This window comes from Amycolatopsis sp. Poz14, assembly GCF_006704225.1.
Taxonomy (GTDB): Bacteria; Actinomycetota; Actinomycetes; order Mycobacteriales; family Pseudonocardiaceae; genus Amycolatopsis; species Amycolatopsis nivea.
The window spans coordinates 3,391,802-3,410,451 of sequence record NZ_JACLHD010000001.1; the positions used below are offsets into that span (position 1 = coordinate 3,391,802).

Below are 18,650 nucleotides of genomic sequence, written 5' to 3' on the forward strand. Positions count from 1 at the left end.
ATAGGCGACGGAAGGACCACACCTCTGCCCGATTCACCATTCCCGGTTAGACCGGTTCGGCGAGCGGCTCGTCGGCGAAACGGCGGGCGACCCGTTCCGCTCCTGCTCGCGCCCAGGCCGTGGTGGCGAGGACGGCGAGCGCGATGATCAGCGTGGTCCCGCCCGCGACCGCCCACCACGCCGTGGCGTACCCGGTGAGCGGGGTGGCCGCGGCGGCGAGGATGGTGCCTGCGACGGCGACGCCGAGGGTCTGCCCGACCTGCCGGGAGGTGGACGCGACCGCGGCGGCGACCCCGGCCTGGGACCGGGGCATGCCGCTGACCGCGGCGTTGGTGATGGGCGGGTTCAGCAGCCCGAAGCCGAGGCCGAACACGCCGTACGCGATCGCGAGGACCCACAGCGGCGTCGTCGCGGACGCGGTGGTGAGCAAGACGGCGACGACGGTCATCGAGATCCCCGCGGTCAGCAGCGGAATCCGCGCGCCGCGCGTGGCGACCAGGCGGCCGGACAGCGGCGCGGCGATCGTCACGGCCACGGCGGTCGGCAGCAGCATCAGACCGGATTGCAGCGCCGAAAGCCCGCGCACGTCCTGGAGGTACAGCGGCGACAGGAACAGGAACGTGCCGAACGCGGCGAGCCCGCAGACCGCGCTGATCGTGGCCGACGAGAACGGCGCGCTCCGAAAGAACCGCAGCTGGACCAGCGGTTCCCGGCGGCGGAGTTCCCAGCGGATCAGCGCGAACAAGGCGAGTACGCCGAGCCCGGCCATGCCGAGGATCGCTGGTGAGCCCCAGCCGAGCCGCTGGCCTTCGATCGCCGCGGTCACCACCGAACCGAGCAGGACCACGACCAGCACCTGTCCCACCGGATCCGGCCGGCGCGGGTGCGGGGCCCGCGATTCCGGCACGTAGCGCGCGGTCAGCACGAGCGCCGCGACGACCACCGGCACGTTGACCCAGAAAATCGCCCGCCAGCCGATGCTCTCGGTCAGCACGCCGCCGAGCACCGGTCCGACGCCCAGCGAGATCCCGACGATCGACCCCCACACCCCGATCGCGCGCGCCCGCTCGCCGGGGTCGGCGAAGACGTTCGTGATGATCGACATCGCGACCGGGTTCAGCATCGCGCCGCCCAGCGCCTGCACGACGCGCGCGGCGACCAGCCAGCCGATCGACGGGGCCACGCTGCACAGCAGCGAGCCGAGTCCGAAAAGGACCAACCCGGCCTGGAAGGTTCGCTTGCGCCCCAACCGGTCCCCGGTGGCCCCGGCGAGCATGAGAAAGCAGGCGATCACGAGGGTGTAGGAGTCGATCGTCCATTGCAGACCGTTGATCGACGCGCCGAGGTCGGTGCGGATGACCGGAAGCGCGACGTTGACGATGGTGTTGTCCATCGCGACGACCAGGATGCTGGAGCAGAGGATCGCGAGAATGCCGAAACGGCCGCGTGCGGTGTCGGCTCCCATTCAGTGCTCCGTCCGGTCGGTGGTGATTTCTTCGCCCGCTGCCCACACTTCGGCGGCGTAACCGTCCGGGCGGACGAGGACGGCGGCCAAGTCGTGCCAGTCGCGGGTTGAGCGAACGACATTCTCGCCCTCGGCAACGGCGGAACCGAAAGTCACGAGCGTGAACCGGTCCGGCCGCAGCGCGCGATGGAGGGTGCGGCCGTCGGCGAGCGGAAGGTTGGGTACGCGACGGCCGACGAGGCTGCCGTCCTCGGCGTAGGAAACGTCCAGTCCGGACAGCCAGCCGCGCAGTTCGTCCGCGGTGTCGCCGTCGCGGCCGATGAGGTCGGACATCAAGTCCCGCAACGCTTTTCCGCCCGGAGTGAAGGTGACCATGAGCGCCGCCTGGGCGAGGGTGTTCGCCGCGAGCAGGGCCGCGATGGGGCGGCGTTCGGCGTCGTAGGACTGCGGGCCGTCGATGATCCGCCGCGGCGCGCGCCCCTGTACCTCCGCGGCGAGTTTCCACGCGAGGTTCGCCGCGTCCTGCACGCCGACGTTGAGCCCCTGCCCGCCCGCTGGCAGGTGGACGTGCGCGGCGTCGCCCGCGAGGAACACCCGGCCGACGCGGTACTGCTCGGCGTGGCGCGTGGCGTCTCCGGTTCGCGACGCCCACAGCACCTCGGTGATGCCGAAATCGTCGTCGGCGAGCCGCTTGAGCGTCGCACGCAGTTCGGCTTCGTCGGGGATCTGAGTCTGGCGGCGCGCGGCTTCCTCCGGGGTGAGGCCGGTGTCGCCGGGTTCGTGGCCGAAGATCCGGTAAATGCCGCCGGGCAGCGGAAACGCGCTGTACGAACCGCGTTCGTAGTCCCAGTTGTGCGGATGGGCCGGCGGGCGTTCCAGCTTGACGTCGGCGAGGAACCCCATGGTGGACGCGGGTGTTCCGGGGAAAGCGAGGTCGAGCGCGTGCCGGGTCGCGCTGTGCGCGCCGTCCGCGCCGATGACGTAACCGGCGCGCCGGGTGTCGCCGGTTTCCGAGACGATGGTGACGCCCTGCTCGTCCTGCGTCAGGCCGGCGAGTTTCCACCCGGGCTCGATCACGACGCCCTGCCCGGCGAGGTGTTCGGCGAGCAGCCGCTCGGTTTCCGGCTGCGGCAGCAGAAGGACGAACGGGAACGAGGTGTCGAGCCCGCGGTAGTCCAGCCGGTTCGGCAGAGTCGCGAAATGCGCCGCGGGCACGGGGTTTCCGGCGGCGACCATGCGCGCGGCCAGCGAACCCGGTTCGTCCGGGATCGCGTCGAAAAGCTCGAGGGTGCGCGGGTGGATCGTCGTCGCCCGCGACTGCCCAGCGCGGGTCGGATCCGCCTCGAAGACCCGGACCGCGACCCCCGCTCGGTGCAGGAACGCAGCCGCCGCCATCCCCACCGGTCCGGCGCCGATCACTGCGACCTCGATGTCCATTATTCCCCCTTTGTCGAAGTTCTTGTGGCGAACTCTCTTGACGTCAAGGTATTCTCCCACTGTCTTGATGTCGAGAGAAAGGTCCGAGCCGGTGAACACAGCGCCGCGGGACGCGGTCGACGATCTGGTGGACGCTGTCCGGCGCGGGGGCGGCGACGAGGGCGTGCTGGCCGCGAAGTCGCTGTCCTACCGGCTGCGCCGCGTCGCGCACCAGCTGGAACTGGCCATGCGCCGCGAACTGTCCGCGCACGGGATCGAACTGTGGGAGCTGGAGATGCTCGCCGCGCTCAAGCGCGCGCCCGGGCACCGGCTGACGCCCGGGCAGGTGATGGCCGCGGTCGAGCTGACCTCGGGTTCGGTCACGCACCGGATCACCCGCCTGGAGGCGCGCGGCTGGGTCCGTCGCGACAAGGACCCGGGTGACCGGCGTTCGGTGCTGGTGTCCCTCACCGAGGAGGGCAAACGGCAGGCGCTCGCGTCGTTCGAGCTCAAGACGGAGATCGAACGCGAAATCGCGAAGGCTCTCGACCCGGAAACCATCGACGTGGTGAACGACGCGCTGCGGCGGGTTTCGCACCACCTCAAAGGAAAGGACGAGCAATGAAGCGGGAAACCCTTGGCGCGGCGGCCGTCGTCGCGGGCTTGGCCGCCGCCGCGCCGTCGGTGTGGCAGACGGTCACGCACATCACCGATCCGAGCTACCGCGCACCGGAGGTCCGCCACGGCGAAGGGCACGTGCAGTACCACATGGCGCGCGAAGCCCTGATCACCGCGGGCGCGTTCGGTGCGGTGGGCACCGGTTTGGCTGCCGGGCGGGATCGCTCGCCCGCGCTGTGGCGGGCAATGGCTTGTGCCGCAGGCGGTTTCGTGGCGGCGATGTGGTCGGGCGGCCCGGCGACGGGGGTGTGGGCACCGAACCGGAAGGCGCTGGCGATTCACGTCGCGTCGACGAGCGCGTTGTCGGTGGGCGTCGCGTTGCTGCGGCCCCGGCGGCGTTAGAGGAACACCCGGGCGTTCTCCAGCCACGCCTTCGCGTCCTTGCCGATCGCGGCCAGCCCGGTTTCGTCCAAGCCGCGGCGCTGGGTGATGCGGAGGCAGAAATCCCTTGCGCTGCCGCGGATCCGTTGTGCCGCGTCGTCCGGGCCCCAACCCCAGAGGATCCCTTCGGGGCTGGTCAGTTCGACCCGGATCGGCTCGGTCGGCAGCGGCAGCTGAGCGGCGTAGAACGACAGCCCGCGCCCGGCCACGCCCAGTGCGGCGATGTGCTTGAGCCGGTCCGTCGGGCGGTGCTCGACGCGCACAGTGTCGAAGATGTCCTGCCCGTGCGCCCACGTTTCCATCAGCCGAAGCGCCACCCCGAGGGCCGCGGTCGACTGCGAGCCGTACCACGGAAACGCCTGGTCCAAGGGGATTTCGCCGAGCGCCGCGGCGACTTCGGCACGTCCGGCGCGCCAGTGGTCCAGCAACTCCGCACGCGGTCGCGCGGCTCCCTCGGCCGCGACCGCGTCGGCGTTTTCGCCCAGCACCGCGGCGAACTTCCCCGGCACCCGGATGGCGAGGACGACGTTCGCGTCGGCTGCCGCGAGGTGCGCGATCTGGTGCGCGATCGTCCAGCCCTCGGCCGGCGTCGGTCTCGACCAGTCGGGTTCGGCGGACACCACCGCGTCGAGGTCGTCGCCTTCCGCGAGCAAATCGGGCAGCGCGGCTTCGCGGGTGATTTCGGACAGATCCAGGCCGTAGTCCAGCATGCGACCACGCTATCGGCAACGCGGCCGCGGCCGGGTCGTTCGGGAACCGGTCATGGCACTAACGGGCAGCCGGTTTCCGCCGCGACGATCAGGAAGTTCGGCATGCGCACGTGACTCTCGATCCCGTCCGCCAGCGCGGGATCCAACCCCGGCTCGGCAACCTCCCGCACCCGGCAGCCGAGCGCGGCCACTTCGTTGAGATAAGCGGAAAGCGGCCGATGAAAGTCGGACGCGTCGCGTCCGGCGATCTCGTACTCGGCCAGATACTCCGTCTGGCGGTACTCGCCGTACTTCCGCCAGGTGCCGAGCAACTCCTCGAACGCCGGATGCACGATGGCGAACACGAACAGCCCGCCCGGCCGCAGCGCCTCGACGCAGGCGCGCATCGCGGGCTTCCACTCGGGAATCGCCATGAGCACCATGCTGCAGACGACGGCGTCGAACGGCTCCATCTCCGGCAGCCGGGCGAGATCCGCCTGTACGTAGGAAATCCCCTCGCCCGCCTTCTCCCGCGCGAACGAAATCAGGCTCTCGGCCGGTTCGACCCCGGTCACCTCGGCTCCGCGTCCGGCGAGCATCCGGCTGAAATACCCGTTGCCGCAGCCCGCGTCGAGCACCCGACGGCCGCGCACGTCGCCGAGAAGCCGCAGGAGGACCGGGTTGAGCAGATGCTCTTTGGCGAAGTCCCCGCGCTCGGCGGTCGCTTCCATCGATTCCCGGGTGCTCCCGGAGTTCCACTGCTGGATCGCGGTTTCGTTCGTCCACGCGGAAGTCATTGAATCGAGCCTAGTGCTCCAGCCGCGCCGGAAGGTGTACTTACTGCCACCTTCAAGTCGGATAGGAGCGTTACTGCCTCAGGCACGCCGCGACGACATGCTGATTTCGTGCCCGAGGGGCGGGCACCGAAGGGAGTCAGGTGCCATGGCGTGCGGTGTCCCACGGATTCGTCCGAAAACCGTGGCCGCTTCGACGTTCCCCTTACTGGCCACGGTTCTCACCGTGCTCGGGCTGGCGATGATTCCCTGGCTGGTCTTCCTGCACACCGAACTGCCGGCCACTGCTCAAGCCTCGCACTGGGCCTGGACGTGGACCGGGCTGGACAGCCTTGAGGCGCTCGGTCTGCTCGTCACCGGACTACTCCTCAGACGCGGCGACTGCCGGGCCGGGCTGACCGCCGCCGCGACCTCGGCCCTGCTGCTGTCCGACGCCTGGTTCGACACGATGACGGCTGCCCCGGGTCCGGACTTCCAGCTGGCGATGCTGATGGCGGCCTTCGCCGAGGTGCCGCTGGCGGTGGTCTGCGCGGTCCTGGCGACTAGGGCCTTCCCTCGGCCGGGTCGCGGAGCGGAAGAGCTCGTGCCGTGACCGGCGTTGGGGCGTCGTGCAAGGCCCTTCCTTCCTCGGCCCAGCACCGGAATCGGGTGTGGGAATACCGCGGCTGCACCTCCGCCCGCTCTGGAACTTCCCCGCGATCCTCAGGTCCGGGACGCGCCGAGGAATCGCAGCACGGCGAGGACGCGGCGATGGTCCGCGTCGGCCACGGGCAGGTCGAGCTTGGCGAAGATGTTGTTGATGTGCTTCGCCACCGCGCTCTCGCTCACCACCAGCGCCTGCGCGATGCCGGCGTTGGAGCGTCCCTCGGCCATCAGCCCGAGCACGTCCCGTTCGCGAGGGGTCAGCCGCGCGAGCGGGTCGCTGTCGCGCCGCAGCAGCAGCTGGGCGACGACCTGCGGGTCCAGGGCGGTGCCCCCGTCCGCCACCCGCCGGACCGCCGCCACGAAGTCGGCGACATCGGCGACCCGCTGTTTGAGCAGGTAACCCACCCCGCTGGTGTTCGCGGACAGCAGGTCGGCCGCGTACCGCTCCTCCACGTACTGCGAAAGCAGCACCACCGGCGTCCCCGGCCAGCGGCGGCGGATTTCCATCGCCGCCCGCACCCCCTCGTCGGTGAAGCCGGGAGGCATCCGGACGTCGATCAAGGCGAGTTCGGGCCGATGCTCTTCTATCGCAGCCAGCAGTCCGTCCGCGTCGCCGGCTTCCGCGACGACCTGGAACCCGCCCGCCTCCAGCACCTTGATCAGGCCGACTCGCAACAACACCGAATCCTCGGCGATCACCGCGCGCACGGCAGCTCCGCGGTGACAGTGGTGGGCCCGCCGACGGGGCTGCTGACGTGGAAGGTCCCGTCGAGAGAGCCGACCCGCTTGGCCAGCCCGGTCAGACCCGTCCCGGTGGCGGCGTCGGCACCGCCCAGCCCATTGTCGGTAACGCGCACGCGCAGCACCTCGCCGATCCGGCGCACTGTCACCTCCGCCCGCATCGCGTTGGCGTGCTTCGTCGCATTGGTCAGCGCCTCGGAAATCACGAAGTACGCGACTGACTCCACGTTGGGCGCCACCCTTTCTTCCAGATCGACCCGCAGCCGCACCGGGAGGGGCGTGCGTGCCGCCAGCCCGGACAACGCAGCGTCCAGTCCTCGGTCTTCGAGCACGGCCGGGTGCAGGCCCCGCACCAGGTCGTCGAGTTCGGAGATCGCCTCCTTCGCCTCCAGATGCGCTTTCGCGAGCACCTCGCGGGCATCACTCGGCAGGTCCGGGCGGGTCGCGAGGGCGAGACCCAAGTTGACCGCGAGAGACACCAACCGTTGCTGGGTGCCGTCGTGCAGGTCGCGCTCGATCCGGCGGCGCTCCGCGTCGACGGCCTCGATCAGGTCGGTCCGGCTCCCGGCCAGCTGATCGACCCGCTCCTGGAGCCGCTGCGCCCGGCTGGGCCCGAGCAGGCTCAACGCGAGCCGCGTCTCGGCCCGGGCTGCTGCCCGCGCGGTCCAGGGCAGGGCGCACAGGAGGAGGAGTCCAGCCGCTGTGTAAGCCGGTAATTGGGTCAGGTAGCCGAACGCGTGCCGGCGGATTTCGGTTGGCAGCGCCCAGGACCAGGCGTAGGCGAGGGCACCCGCCAAGCCCGCGGCTGCCAACGCGAGCACCAACAGTTCCAGCAGTGCGAGCAGCGGGCCCAGCAGGAGGTGGTAGCCGATCTTGCGCCACGGACGCGTCGCCGCGAGCCACCGGGCGGTCGAGGACCACGTCCATTGTTCCGGCGCGGGAGTGAGCCGGGGGACGTCCACGCCGATGAGCGCCCGGTAGCGAACCCGCTGAACGGCCGTCAGCACGGGGGTGCCGAGCAGGACCAAGGCGGCCGACACGGGACCGGTGAGGAGCCAGTTCTCCGTCCTGGCGGCAGTCACCGCCGCCCAAGCCCATACGGGCACCAGCGCCAGGTGCGGCAGCACGCCCGCGGCGAGAAAGCCGGTGTCCCGCCGCGCCCGGAGGACTGCGCGGCTCAGCCCGGCTGGAATCTTCATGGCATGACGCTAGGACACCGCCGGAAGACGGTGCCATGAAACCCGCACCCGGTCTCGTGGTGAACCTAGTGCCACCCGGTCCCCGGAAGCTCCTGGCGGATTGACGCGCGGCCGATGTCGGGTGTAGGCATGTAAGCACCTGCTTACAACGGTACCCGGGGAGTCGTTGGCATGACCACCACGCACACCGAACCGCTCGCCTACCCGTTCAACGAGGAGGCGGGCCTCGCGCTCAACGAGGCCTACACCGCCGCTCGCGAGAACGCCGGGATGATCCGCGTCCAGATGCCGCACGGGGAGGCCGCCTGGCTTGCCACCCGCTACGCCGACGCCCGGCTCGTGCTCGGCGACCGGCGGTTTTCCCGCGCGCTGGCGCAGGAAAGCGACGAACCGCGGATGTCGGAGTACCGGCGTCCGGGCGGCATCCTCTCGATGGACCCGCCCGACCACACCCGGCTGCGCACCCTCGTCGCGAAGGCGTTCACCGCGCGGCGGGTCGAGGAACTGCGCCCTCGCGTCGCGCGGCTGGCCGACGACCTGATCAAGGAGCTGCGGGAGCACGGGCAACCGGCTGACCTGGTCGATCTGTACGCGCTGCCGATCCCGGTCGCGGTGATCTGCGAGCTGCTCGGCGTGCCGGTGGGCGACCGGCCGCAGTTCCGCGAGTGGAGCGACGCGGCGTTGTCGACCACGCGGCTCACGCCGGAGGAGTCGGAACGCAGCCGCGAGGAACTGCGTGCGTACATGGCCGGGTTGATCGCCGAGCACCGCGCCCAGCCGCAGGACGACCTGATGACCGCGCTCATCGAGGCTCGCGACGTGCGGGATCGGCTCACTGAGCTGGAGCTGGTGGACCTGTGCGTCGGGATTCTGGTCGCAGGCCACGAAACGACCGCCAGCCAGATTCCCAATTTCGTCTACGCGCTGCTGGACCAGCACGAGCACTGGGAACGGCTGTGCGCGGACCCGTCGCTCATCCCGACCGCGGTGGAGGAGCTGCTGCGCTTCGTGCCGCTCGGCGCCGGGGCCGGGTTCGCCCGGTACGCGACGGAGGACGTCGAGGTCGGCGATGTCCTGGTGCGCCAAGGGGAACCGGTGCTCGTGGCGATCGGCGCGGCCAACCGCGACCGGCTGCAGTTCGGTACTGCGGACCAGCTCGTGCTGGACCGCGGGGACAACCACCATCTCGGTTTCGGCCACGGGGTGCACCACTGCCTGGGCGCTCCGCTCGCGCGGCTGGAACTGCAGGAGGCGTTGCGGGCGCTGACCCGCGAGTTGCCGGGACTGCGGCTGGCCGGGGATATTGAGTGGAAGACGCAGATGCTGGTCCGCGGACCGCGGTCGATGCCGATTGGGTGGTGACGGATGACCTGGAAGGTCGAGGTCGACGGGGGCACGTGCATCGGCAGCGGGATGTGCGCGTCGCTGATGCCGGAGACGTTCGCGCTGGACGGCGCCACTGCCCGGGCGATCGCCGAGACCGTGGAACCGGACGAAACCATGCTGGACGCGGCGGATTCCTGTCCCGCCATGGCGATCACTGTGCGAAACGGGGCGGAGATCGTCGGCCCGCGGCCTTAGCCGAACACGCCGTCCTCGGTGACCACCGCGGTGATCAACGCGGTCGGCGTGACATCGAAGGCCGGGTTGAAGACCGCCGCTCCGTGCGGCGCGACCTGAGCCCCGCCGAACTCCGTTAATTCGGCAGCCGCACGTTCCTCGATGGAGATGTCCGCGCCGGTGGCGATGCTTTTGTCCACTGTGGACGTCGGGGCGACGACCACGAACGGAACACCGTGGTGCGCGGCGGCGATGGCCAGCCCGTAGGTGCCGATCTTGTTGGCCACGTCGCCGTTCGCCGCGATCCGGTCCGCGCCGACGAGCACGCAGTCCACCCATCCGCGTGCCATCGCCGCGGCCGCCGCGCCGTCCGGTTGCACGCGGTAGGGCACCCCGGCCTGCTCGAGTTCCCAAGCGGTGAGCCGGGATCCCTGCAGCAACGGCCGCGTCTCGTCCACCAGCACCGACTCCACCAGGCCGCGCGCGTGCAGGTGCCAGACGACCCCGAGCGCCGTGCCCCACGAGACGGTCGCCAAGTGCCCGGTATTGCAGTGGCTGAGCAGTCGCAGCGGCCTGCGCGGGCACGCGTCCAGCACGACTTCCGCCGCGTGCGCCGACGCCGTGCGGTTGCGCTGCTCGTCCTCGTCGAGCATCGCCCACGCCTCGGCAAGCACCGCATCGGCACCGTCCGGCAGCCGGTCCAGTGCCCGGGAAACGCCCCAGGCCAGGTTGACCGCCGTCGGCCGGGCGTGCGCGATCCGGTCCGCCTCCGCCCGCACGTCCCCGCCTTGTCGAGCCGCCAGCGCGACCCCCAGCGCGCCCGCCGCGCCGAGCGCTGGTGCTCCGCGAACCGCCAGCCGTTGGATCGCTTCGACCAATTCGGTCACCGTGCGCAGCGTGAGCGTGCGGTACTCGCCCGGAAGCGCGACCTGGTCCACGATCACGATCGCCCCGTCGGCCCAGTCGATGGTCCTGCGCATACGCCCTCCGTCCGGAAATCCCGTGGCGGACCGCCGCCGCGGTGAGCGACGATCCGCCTCGTGACCATTGAACGGCAGAACCCGCCCGCCTTGCATCCGACTCCCGGCTACCACCACGTGACCACCGTCGACGCGCGCCGCACCGTGCACCTCGCCGGCCAGTGTCCGCTGACGCCCGGCGGCGAGGTCGTCCCCGGCGACGTCCTCGCGCAGGTGGACCAGGTCGTCGCCAACACCGAGATCGCGTTGACGCATGCTGGCGCGAGCCCGGAGGACGTCGTGCGCACGGTGATCTACGTGGCCACCTCCGATCAGCCGACCCTTTCAGCGGTGTGGCAGCGGCTGACGAACTCCTCGATCGCAGCGGCGTTCACCACCGCGAGCACGCTGGTCGGCGTGGCGTGCCTGGGCTTCACGGGGCAGCTTGTCGAGCTGGACGTGACCGCGGCGCTCGCCTGACTCACCGCCCAGCCGCGGCCAGGCTGCAGCGGGACACCGAGTCGGTCAGCTCCGCGCGGTCGAGGTTCCGCCCGATGAGGACGAGCTTGCTGATCGGCGGCGCCGCGCCCCAGTCGCCGGCGTCCGTCAGTTCGTAGATCCGATGCACGCCTTGCAGCACCGTCTTGCGGTCGAAGGCGAGGATTCCCTTGAACCGGTACAGGTCGTCGCCGCGTTCGGCCAGCAGGGCGGTGAGCCACTGTTCGAACGCGGCGCGGTCCAGGGGGTAGTCGAGTTCGATCGAGACCGATTCCAGCGTCGGATCGTGGTGGTGCGATTCGTCTTCGAGCCAGTCCGGGTCGGCGGCGACGGTGCGGTTCAGGTCGAAGGCGTTGATGCCGAGGATGTCGTCCAGGTCGACGCTGCCGTAGCTGGACGTGAGGATGTCCGCGGTCGCGTTGACCGAGCGGAGCTGCGTGCGCAGTTCCTCGATCTCCGGCTCGGTGACCAGGTCGATCTTGTTGAGCACGATCCGGTCGGCGAACGCGATCTGGTTGCTCACCTGGCCGCCGACACCGTCGTGCTCGCCCTCCTCGAGATGGCTGCCGACGTGCCGCGCGTCGACGAGCGTCACGATCGCGTCCAGCGCGAAGGCCGACGACACCTCGTCGTCCACGAAGAACGTTTGCGCGACCGGGTTCGGGTCGGCCATGCCGCTGGTCTCGATGAGAATCCGGTCGAAGCGTTCGCGGCGGCGCAGCAGCGACTGCAGGATTTCGATCAGGTCGGTGCGCGCGGTGCAGCACAGGCAGCAGCCGTTGCTCATTTCGATGATCTTCTCGTCGCCGCCGAGCACAAGGGCGTTGTCGATCGGGATTTCGCCGAATTCGTTCTCGATCACCGCGATCCGGTGCCCGTGGTTCGCGGTGAGGATGTGGTTGACGAGCGTGGTCTTGCCGGAGCCGAGAAAGCCGGTCAGTACGGTCACCGGGATTTTGGCCATGGTGTTTCCCTCCTTAAACGTTCCCGCCGAGAATCCGGCGAGCGTGCTGACGTGCTTCTTCCGAGACGACAATGCGGTTGCCGTCGAAGTGCGGGCCGCGGGTCGCGTCCAGGCCCATCCGGGACGTCGTCCCGTCGGAGCCCGAGGACGGGTCGAGCGGCGAGCCGGGCAGACCGTCCACAGTGAACAAGTCCTGGTGCGGCTGGAAATGCGTGGCGAGCGCCCAGAGGACGTCGCTGTCGCTGGTGACGTCGACGTCCTCGTCCACCGCGATCACGGTCTTCACGTACGGGTCCCAGCCGAGCAGGCCGAGCATCACCTGCCGGGCTTGACCGGGCCGTCGCTGGCGAAGCGCGACGTAGCAATGGAAGTGCGTGCCGGACGTCGGATAGTGCACTGCGGTGACGTCCGGGAAGCGTGCTTTGAGCTTCTCCGCCATTTCCGATTCCCGTGGCACGCGCGCGAGATTCAGGTGCTCATCGGTGTTGCCGCCGACGACGTCGATGAGCATGGCGTCGGAGCGGCGCAGGACGGTGTGCACGCGCAGGAGGTTGTTGGTCGAGCGATTCGAGGAATAGCCGGAGAATTCGCCGAACGGGCCCTCGTCCGCGTGCTCGGACGCGTCGATGGTGCCTTCCAGCACGAAGTCCGACCAGGCCGGGACGCCGATGCCATGCCGTGGGGTACGCACGACTTCGAGTGGCTCGCCAAGCAATCCGCCGGCTACCGCGCGCTCGTCCACGTCGTAGCCGACCCGCGCGGACGCGGCCAGCATGAACAGCGGATGCCCGCCGAGCACCATCGCGACCGGCATCGGTTCGCCGCGTTCGGCGTACTTCTGCAGCATCCGCCACAGATCCCCGCGAGAATGGAGACTGGTCGCCAGTTCGGTGCGGGAATGCGGCATCGCCCGGTGGTAGCTGAGGTTGCCGACGCCGGTGTCCGGATCCTCCGCGACGATGATCCCGCTGGTGACGTAAGGGGAACGGTCGCTGGCGAAGTGCCGCAGCATCGGGATGGTCGCCAAGTCGACCTCAGAAGTCACCTCATCCAGCACCGGTCCGCTGTCCACCATCCGCGGCGGGACCGCGCGGAGCGCCCGCTGTTGGTAGGCACTGTGCAAACCGGACGGTCCAGTTTCGAGCATGCGGGCGATCCGCTGCCGCGAAGCGAACATGTTGCTCACCACCGGCACGTCGAGCCCGGTCACCTTCCGGAACAGCACCATCTCGTGCCGTCCGGCCGCGGCGAGTTCGTAAATCACCCCGGTGACGCCCTCGTCGGCCGGGACCGGGTCGTCGAGGACGAGCACGTCGTCGGGAAACTCGTGGCGGTACTGGTCAACGAAAGCGTGGGGATCTTGCCGGTGGTTCACCGCGAAACTCCTTGCGAGGCGGGCGGCCCCTGCCAGCGCGCGAACAGGTCGTGCTCGATGCCGAACTGGTCGAGCACCTTGCCGGTCAGGTGGGCGAGGATGTCCTCAATGGACTCGGGCTGGTGGTAGAAGGCGGGCATCGGCGGCAGCACGGTCGCGCCCGCCTCGGTCACCGCCACCAGATTGCGCAGGTGCACGAGGCTCAACGGGGTTTCCCTGGCGACGAGCACGAGCGGACGGCGTTCTTTCAGGGTGACGTCGGCGGCGCGGACGAGCAGGTCGTCGCTGTAGCCGTGCGCGATCCCGGCGACGGTTTTCATCGAGCACGGCACGACGACCATGCCCATGGTGCGAAAGGAACCGGACGCGATCGACGCGGCGATGTCCCCGCGCGCGTGGCGGACGTCGGCGAGGTCGGCGACCTCGGCGGGCGGCATCCCGGTTTCCAGTTCGACGGTGCGGTGCGCGGCTCGCGACATGACCAGATGCGTTTCCACCGTGCCGAGCTTGCGCAGCGCGGTCAGCAGGTGGACAGCCAGGTGCGGGCCGCTGGCCCCGGTGATGCCGACGATCAGCCGGGGCCGCTGCGGTTCGGTGCCCATGACGTCCTTTCAGGACTGGGAAAGTTTCGCGGCGGGTTCTCGGTGCACGAGCGGCTCTGCTGGCCGCCGTTTCCGAGCAGCGAAGAAAAGCAGATTCAGCAGCACCGCCAGCACGGTTCCGGTGGCCACGCCGCTCTTGAGGAAAACCTGTGCGGCGAAGGGAAACTGCTTGTAGAAGTCCGGCGCTCCGGCCGGGATGAGGCCCACGCCGAGCGACAGCATGACGATCACCAGGTTGCCGGTCTGGTTGAAGTCCACTCGGGACAGCAGCTGGATGCCGGACACGGTGAGCGCGGCGAACGTGGCGACCGCGGCCGCGCCGATCACCGGCTGCGGGATCGCCGCGATCACCCGGCCGACCGGTTGCACCACGCCGAAAACGACGAGGATCATGCCGCCGACCGCGACCGGGTACCGGCTGCGCACCTTGGTCAGCGCGACGAGCCCGATGTTCTGGCCGAAGGTGGTGTAGGCGAAACCGTTGAACACGCCGCTGAGCGCGGTGAGCAGCCCGTCCACCCGCAGCAGGTTCGCGACGTCGCGCGGCCCGACCTTCTTGCCGACCACCTGCCCGACGGCGAGCCCCTGTCCGGACGCCTCGACCATCAGCACGAAAACGATCACCAGGAACAGCAGAATCGACGGGATGTCGAAATGCAACGCTCCGTAGTGCAGTGGTTTCAGCAATCCGAAAACGGGACCGTCGGCGACCCCGGCGAGACTGCCCAGTCCGGTCAGCCAGCCGACGATCGCGCCGACGGTCAGCGCGATCAGCATCGCCAACTGGCCGAGCAGACCGCGGAACACCCGGTAGAACACCGCGATCAGCGCGAGCGTGAACCCGGCGAGCGCGAGATTCGCGGGCGCGCCGTAATTGTGCGCGGACGGAGTGGAACCGGCGATGAGTTTCAGCCCGACCGGGATCAGCGTCAGCCCGATCAGCGTGATGACGGTTCCGGTGACGACCTCCGGGAACAGCTTGAGCAGTTTGCTGAACAACGGCGCGATCAGCACCCAGAGCACGCCGACCACGAGCAGCGAGCCGTACACTGTGGACAGCCCCTGGGTGCTGCCGATCAGCACCATCGGGACGATGCCGTTGGACGCGGCCCCGACGACGAGCGGCATCCGGATGCCGAATTTCCAGACGCCGAACGCCTGCAGCATGGTGCCGATCCCGGCGAGCACCAGGTCGACGCTGACCAGGTCGGCGATCTGCGACTGCGGAAGCCCGAGCCCGGCGCCGACCACGATCGGCACCACGACGACGCCGGCGTACATCACGAGCACGTGCTGCAAACCCAGCAGCACCAGCGGACCGAACCGGGGACGTTCGTCCACCGGGGACGGGGGAGACGGGTGACTGGCCATGATTCCCTCACCTCGTTGGGCCGGCGGGGCCGGGAAACGGCCGGGCCGGGCGGATCGCGGGGCGTCGCCGGAGCCGGACGGGCTGCCGGCGGCGAGGACCCCCGGCCGCGCGCGAACCTGCCGCCGCACCTACGGGGTTATGGAATGAGCGAGGTTTTTCCTTCCCTGCAAGGAGTTTCGACTATGGTGCATCGGAAGCCGCCGAGGGTCAATACCCGGGCGCGGCTTCCGTTCCGGTGCGCGGAGCCCGTTCGCGGCGGTTGAGCACGAGGTTCAGCAGGAACGCCGCGATGCCGCCGGCGGCGATGCCGCTCGTCAGTACCGTCTGCACCACAACGGGCAGATGTTGGTAAAACTCTGGCGCGCCGACCGGCAAAAGGCCGAAGCCGAACGAGATGGCGACGATCAGGATATTGCGGCCGTTGCTGAGGTCCGCCTGGCTCATGATGCGCAGCCCGACCGCCCCGACGGTGCCGAACATGACCACGCCGACGCCGCCGAGCACCGGTCCCGGCAGCGACGCGACGGCCGCGCCGAGTTTCGGCACCAGGCTCATGAGCACCAGCACCGCGCCCGCGGTCGCGACCACGAACCGGCTCATCACGCGGGTGATGCTGACCAGCCCGACGTTCTCGCCGAAGGTGACGACGGTGAACGAGCCGAACACCCCGGCGAACGCGGTGCCGAGCCCGTCCGCGCGCAGGGCCCGGGAAATCTCGGGCGGACCGACGTCGCGGCCGACGATCTGCCCGATGGCGAGCGTGTCGCCGGTCGATTCCACCATGTTCACCAATTGCACGATGATCATGGGCAGCAAGGCGGACAACGCGAACGTCGGCATGCCGAATTCGAACGGCTTCACCACGCCGAACCAGTCCGCCTGCCCGACCGAACTGAAGTCCGCCATGCCGAGCGGAACCGCGACGAGGGTGCCGACCGCCAGCGCGATCAGGATCGCGAAGCGGCGCACCGCGGGCGGGGCGAACCGTTCCAAGCAGACAGTCAGCACGATGATGCCCAGGCCGAGAATCAACCGTCCGGCCGAACCGTGGTCGGCCGCGTTCGGGTTCGACCCGGCGATCAGCGTCGCGGTGGAGGGCAGCAGCGAGAACCCGATGATCGCGATGATCGTCCCGGTCACGATCGGCGGGAAGAACCGGATCAGCTTGCTGAACCACGGCGCGACCAGCCAGGTCAGCAGCCCGGCGACGATCGTCGCGCCGAAGACCGCGGGCAGCCCGGCCTCCTTGCCGACGATGATCGCCGGGGTGATGCCGGTGAAGGTCGAGCCCATCACGATCGGCAGCCGGACGCCGACGTTGCCGATCCCGAGCGTCTGCAGCAGCGTCGCGATGCCGCTGACCAGCACGTTCGCTGTGATGAGCGTGGCGATCTGCGCGGTGGACAGGCCGACGCCGAGCCCGATCAGCAGCGGAACGGTGACCATTCCGGAGTAGGCGACCAGCAGGTGCTGGATGCCGAGGGGGAGCATCTGCCGGAACCGGGGGACGGTGTCGACCGCGTCGCGGGTTTCGGCTCGGGTGGTGCGCGGACGGAATCGCATGGTTTCCTCCACAGCGGGGAAGGGGGAGCGCGGATCACCGCGCCCAGGGAGTGAGCAGTCCGCCCATGCCGCTGCGTTCCAGCAGCCGGGCCGCGTGCCGTTCCGCCTCGTCGGCGGCGGCCGCTTCGTCGACGCGGACGCACTGTCCGGCGCGGTAGACGATCTCGCCGCCCACGATCGTCAGCTCCACATCGGACCCGCGGGCGGAGTAGACGAGGGCGGCGACGGCCCGGTGCACCGGGCACACGTGCGGACGGTCGAGCGCGGTCACGATGACGTCGGCGAGTTTGCCCTCGCTCAGCACTCCCGCGTCGATTCCGGCGTAACGGGCCCCCTCGCGGGTGGCCATTTCCAGTGCGTCCTCGGCCCGCAGCGCGGTCGGGTCCAAAGTGGCCGTTCGCTGGCCGAAGACGCTGAGTTTCATCGCCTCGAAAAGATCTTGCCGATGGCCGCAGCTGGGACCGTCGGTGCCGAGCGCGACCGGGACGTGCTGTTTCCGCATGTTCGCGATCTGCGCGGTGCCGGAGGCGAGGTAGCCGTTGGACGCCGGGTTGTGCGAAACTCCCGCGCCCGCCGCCGCGACCTGCTCGATTTCGGCTTCGTCGAGCCAAATCGCGTGCGCGAGCGTGGCCCGTTCGTCGAGCAGGCCTTCCTTCGCGAGCCACTCGACCGGCCGCACCCCGTGGGTTTCGAGGTAGCTGACCGGATCGGTTTTGCTCTCGCAGCAATGGGTGTGCCAGCGAGTGCCGTATTCCCGGGCGAGTTCGACCGTCTGGCGGACGAGTTTCTGCTCCACGTAACAGAGGTTGAGCGCGGCGGGCCAGACGGAGACCTTCGAACTCGGCGGCCGATGCTGCATCGCCTCGCGAGTGATCGCGAATTCGTCCTCGCTCGAGTAGCGGAACAGTTCGATCGGCTGGCCGCGACGGTCGGCGATTTCGGTGCGCTCGCCCAGCATGCCGCGGGCGACCGCACCGCGAAGCCCGGCTTCCTCGATGACGTCCGCGACGGCGAGCGTCGTTTCAAGATCGCTTGGCGCGTAATGGTTGTCGATCACCGTCGTGATGCCGGCGCGCAACGCTTCGACCGCACCGAGCCGTGCCCCGGCCACTGCTTCCGGCCCGGTGATCGCGATCGAATACGGCCACATGAATTCGCACAGCCACGGCACGATCGACATGCCTTCGCCGAGCCCTCGGGCGAGTGCTTGGTAGAGGTGGTTGTGCCCGTCCACCAGGCCGGGGAGCACAGCTTTGCCGCGGCAGTCGACGATTTCGGCGGCGCGCCAGCGTTCGGTGCCAGGCCCTTCGCCGACGCCGGCGATCCGGTCGCCGATGATCGCGACGTGGCCCGTCTGATGGACAGTGCGCTGGTCGTCGACGGTCACCACGGTGCCGCCGGTCAGCAGGAGATCGCAGGGTTCCGGTTCCGCAGCCGACATCGGGCCGCCCTTCCCCGGGCGGGGTCGGACCCGGCCCGGCGGTCGTCTCCAGCGCGCGGCTGGAGGCAGTTGGCCGAACGGTTGGCCCGAAACGGGAGGTCACCGGCGCCCGGCAGCGCCGCCGGGTCGTTCAATGCAAAGCCCTCCCGGGACCGGTGTCAAGAGGGGAGTCCGGAAAAGTCTTGCCGCGCAAGGCATTCGGCGATCATGTGTTGACACCGGGCGGCGGAGGTGCTGCACTCGGTTGCGCCGGAGCGCGGATCGCGCTTCCGGGTCCCGTAGGTGCGGTGAAGCGCGGCCGGGGAGTC

19 protein-coding genes are annotated in these 18,650 nt (G+C 69.7%); 6 read left to right on the forward strand and 13 right to left on the reverse strand.

Annotation, left to right across the window (positions count from 1 at the left end):
* Positions 1-46 precede the first annotated feature (46 nt).
* Both FKO37_RS16370 and FKO37_RS16375 read right to left on the reverse strand, forming a co-directional pair.
* Positions 47-1,465, reverse strand: a complete 1,419-nt coding sequence (locus FKO37_RS16370; RefSeq protein ID WP_238604915.1) for an MFS transporter — start codon at positions 1,463-1,465, stop codon at positions 47-49.
* Complete coding sequence (locus FKO37_RS16375) at positions 1,466-2,902, reverse strand: FAD-dependent monooxygenase (protein WP_238604916.1); 1,437 nt, start codon at positions 2,900-2,902, stop codon at positions 1,466-1,468.
* Positions 2,903-2,993: 91 nt separating this feature from the next.
* Here FKO37_RS16375 and FKO37_RS16380 point away from each other — a divergent pair, with 91 nt between their 5' ends.
* Positions 2,994-3,506, forward strand: coding sequence for a MarR family winged helix-turn-helix transcriptional regulator (locus tag FKO37_RS16380; protein WP_205669868.1), 513 nt, complete (start codon positions 2,994-2,996; stop codon positions 3,504-3,506).
* Positions 3,503-3,901 carry a hypothetical protein gene (locus FKO37_RS16385; protein WP_238604917.1) on the forward strand — a complete coding sequence of 133 codons (399 nt, stop codon included), beginning with the start codon at positions 3,503-3,505 and terminating at the stop codon, positions 3,899-3,901. Before FKO37_RS16380 ends, FKO37_RS16385 begins: the two co-directional genes overlap by 4 nt.
* Here the strand turns inward: FKO37_RS16385 and FKO37_RS16390 are convergent.
* Positions 3,898-4,650 carry a maleylpyruvate isomerase family mycothiol-dependent enzyme gene (locus FKO37_RS16390; protein WP_238604918.1) on the reverse strand — a complete coding sequence of 251 codons (753 nt, stop codon included), beginning with the start codon at positions 4,648-4,650 and terminating at the stop codon, positions 3,898-3,900. The two genes, FKO37_RS16385 and FKO37_RS16390, sit on opposite strands and share 4 nt — an antisense overlap.
* A gap of 50 nt (positions 4,651-4,700) precedes the next feature.
* Complete coding sequence (locus FKO37_RS16395; protein WP_238604919.1) at positions 4,701-5,426, reverse strand: bifunctional 2-polyprenyl-6-hydroxyphenol methylase/3-demethylubiquinol 3-O-methyltransferase UbiG; 726 nt, start codon at positions 5,424-5,426, stop codon at positions 4,701-4,703.
* A gap of 181 nt (positions 5,427-5,607) precedes the next feature.
* On the opposite strand from FKO37_RS16395, the gene FKO37_RS16400 reads away from it, so the two are divergent.
* Positions 5,608-6,015 (forward strand): hypothetical protein, encoded by a 408-nt coding sequence (locus FKO37_RS16400; RefSeq protein WP_238604920.1) that lies wholly within the window; start codon positions 5,608-5,610, stop codon positions 6,013-6,015.
* A gap of 110 nt (positions 6,016-6,125) precedes the next feature.
* Here FKO37_RS16400 and FKO37_RS16405 read toward each other — a convergent pair whose 3' ends face one another.
* Positions 6,126-6,776 carry a response regulator transcription factor gene (locus FKO37_RS16405; protein ID WP_238604921.1) on the reverse strand — a complete coding sequence of 217 codons (651 nt, stop codon included), beginning with the start codon at positions 6,774-6,776 and terminating at the stop codon, positions 6,126-6,128.
* A complete protein-coding gene (locus FKO37_RS16410) occupies positions 6,764-8,008 on the reverse strand; it encodes a sensor histidine kinase (RefSeq protein ID WP_238604922.1) in 1,245 nt (414 codons plus the stop codon). The genes FKO37_RS16405 and FKO37_RS16410 overlap by 13 nt, the downstream gene beginning before the upstream one ends.
* A gap of 171 nt (positions 8,009-8,179) precedes the next feature.
* Between FKO37_RS16410 and FKO37_RS16415 the strand changes: the two genes are divergently transcribed.
* On the forward strand, positions 8,180-9,370 hold the full coding sequence (locus FKO37_RS16415) for a cytochrome P450 (protein WP_043838989.1): 1,191 nt from the start codon (positions 8,180-8,182) through the stop codon (positions 9,368-9,370).
* A 3-nt stretch (positions 9,371-9,373) separates the two neighbouring features.
* Positions 9,374-9,589, forward strand: a complete 216-nt coding sequence (locus FKO37_RS16420; protein ID WP_238604923.1) for a ferredoxin — start codon at positions 9,374-9,376, stop codon at positions 9,587-9,589.
* On the opposite strand, the gene mtnA is transcribed toward FKO37_RS16420, so the two are convergent.
* On the reverse strand, positions 9,586-10,548 hold the full coding sequence (gene mtnA / locus FKO37_RS16425; RefSeq protein ID WP_238604924.1) for an S-methyl-5-thioribose-1-phosphate isomerase: 963 nt from the start codon (positions 10,546-10,548) through the stop codon (positions 9,586-9,588). The genes FKO37_RS16420 and mtnA overlap by 4 nt on opposite strands.
* Positions 10,549-10,608: 60 nt before the next feature.
* On the opposite strand from mtnA, the gene FKO37_RS16430 reads away from it, so the two are divergent.
* On the forward strand, positions 10,609-11,007 hold the full coding sequence (locus tag FKO37_RS16430; RefSeq protein ID WP_238604925.1) for a RidA family protein: 399 nt from the start codon (positions 10,609-10,611) through the stop codon (positions 11,005-11,007).
* 1 nt (position 11,008) lies between these two features.
* Here FKO37_RS16430 and FKO37_RS16435 read toward each other — a convergent pair whose 3' ends face one another.
* The 6 genes from FKO37_RS16435 to FKO37_RS16460 form a co-directional block, all read right to left on the reverse strand.
* On the reverse strand, positions 11,009-11,989 hold the full coding sequence (locus FKO37_RS16435; RefSeq protein WP_238604926.1) for a GTP-binding protein: 981 nt from the start codon (positions 11,987-11,989) through the stop codon (positions 11,009-11,011).
* A 13-nt stretch (positions 11,990-12,002) separates the two neighbouring features.
* On the reverse strand, positions 12,003-13,364 hold the full coding sequence (locus tag FKO37_RS16440) for a UbiD family decarboxylase (RefSeq protein ID WP_167754216.1): 1,362 nt from the start codon (positions 13,362-13,364) through the stop codon (positions 12,003-12,005).
* Positions 13,361-13,966 (reverse strand): UbiX family flavin prenyltransferase, encoded by a 606-nt coding sequence (locus FKO37_RS16445; protein WP_037817523.1) that lies wholly within the window; start codon positions 13,964-13,966, stop codon positions 13,361-13,363. The genes FKO37_RS16440 and FKO37_RS16445 overlap by 4 nt, the downstream gene beginning before the upstream one ends.
* A gap of 9 nt (positions 13,967-13,975) precedes the next feature.
* On the reverse strand, positions 13,976-15,337 hold the full coding sequence (locus FKO37_RS16450; RefSeq protein WP_134730488.1) for a nucleobase:cation symporter-2 family protein: 1,362 nt from the start codon (positions 15,335-15,337) through the stop codon (positions 13,976-13,978).
* Between the two features lie 208 nt (positions 15,338-15,545).
* Positions 15,546-16,901 (reverse strand): nucleobase:cation symporter-2 family protein, encoded by a 1,356-nt coding sequence (locus tag FKO37_RS16455; RefSeq protein ID WP_205673240.1) that lies wholly within the window; start codon positions 16,899-16,901, stop codon positions 15,546-15,548.
* Positions 16,902-16,935: 34 nt separating this feature from the next.
* Complete coding sequence (locus tag FKO37_RS16460; RefSeq protein WP_238604927.1) at positions 16,936-18,342, reverse strand: amidohydrolase family protein; 1,407 nt, start codon at positions 18,340-18,342, stop codon at positions 16,936-16,938.
* Positions 18,343-18,650: the final 308 nt, after the last annotated feature.

What these genes read in the sequence shown, in the direction of transcription:
- FKO37_RS16370 (WP_238604915.1), bottom strand. Translation starts at nt 1,465, where the DNA reads ATGGGAGCCGACACCGCACGCGGCCGTTTCGGCATTCTCGCGATCCTC.
- FKO37_RS16375 (WP_238604916.1), bottom strand. Translation starts at nt 2,902, where the DNA reads ATGGACATCGAGGTCGCAGTGATCGGCGCCGGACCGGTGGGGATGGCG.
- FKO37_RS16385 (WP_238604917.1), top strand. Translation starts at nt 3,503, where the DNA reads ATGAAGCGGGAAACCCTTGGCGCGGCGGCCGTCGTCGCGGGCTTGGCC.
- FKO37_RS16390 (WP_238604918.1), bottom strand. Translation starts at nt 4,650, where the DNA reads ATGCTGGACTACGGCCTGGATCTGTCCGAAATCACCCGCGAAGCCGCG.
- FKO37_RS16395 (WP_238604919.1), bottom strand. Translation starts at nt 5,426, where the DNA reads ATGACTTCCGCGTGGACGAACGAAACCGCGATCCAGCAGTGGAACTCC.
- FKO37_RS16410 (WP_238604922.1), bottom strand. Translation starts at nt 8,008, where the DNA reads ATGAAGATTCCAGCCGGGCTGAGCCGCGCAGTCCTCCGGGCGCGGCGG.
- FKO37_RS16415 (WP_043838989.1), top strand. Translation starts at nt 8,180, where the DNA reads ATGACCACCACGCACACCGAACCGCTCGCCTACCCGTTCAACGAGGAG.
- FKO37_RS16420 (WP_238604923.1), top strand. Translation starts at nt 9,374, where the DNA reads ATGACCTGGAAGGTCGAGGTCGACGGGGGCACGTGCATCGGCAGCGGG.
- mtnA (WP_238604924.1), bottom strand. Translation starts at nt 10,548, where the DNA reads ATGCGCAGGACCATCGACTGGGCCGACGGGGCGATCGTGATCGTGGAC.
- FKO37_RS16435 (WP_238604926.1), bottom strand. Translation starts at nt 11,989, where the DNA reads ATGGCCAAAATCCCGGTGACCGTACTGACCGGCTTTCTCGGCTCCGGC.
- FKO37_RS16445 (WP_037817523.1), bottom strand. Translation starts at nt 13,966, where the DNA reads ATGGGCACCGAACCGCAGCGGCCCCGGCTGATCGTCGGCATCACCGGG.
- FKO37_RS16450 (WP_134730488.1), bottom strand. Translation starts at nt 15,337, where the DNA reads ATGGCCAGTCACCCGTCTCCCCCGTCCCCGGTGGACGAACGTCCCCGG.
- FKO37_RS16455 (WP_205673240.1), bottom strand. Translation starts at nt 16,901, where the DNA reads ATGCGATTCCGTCCGCGCACCACCCGAGCCGAAACCCGCGACGCGGTC.
- FKO37_RS16460 (WP_238604927.1), bottom strand. Translation starts at nt 18,342, where the DNA reads ATGTCGGCTGCGGAACCGGAACCCTGCGATCTCCTGCTGACCGGCGGC.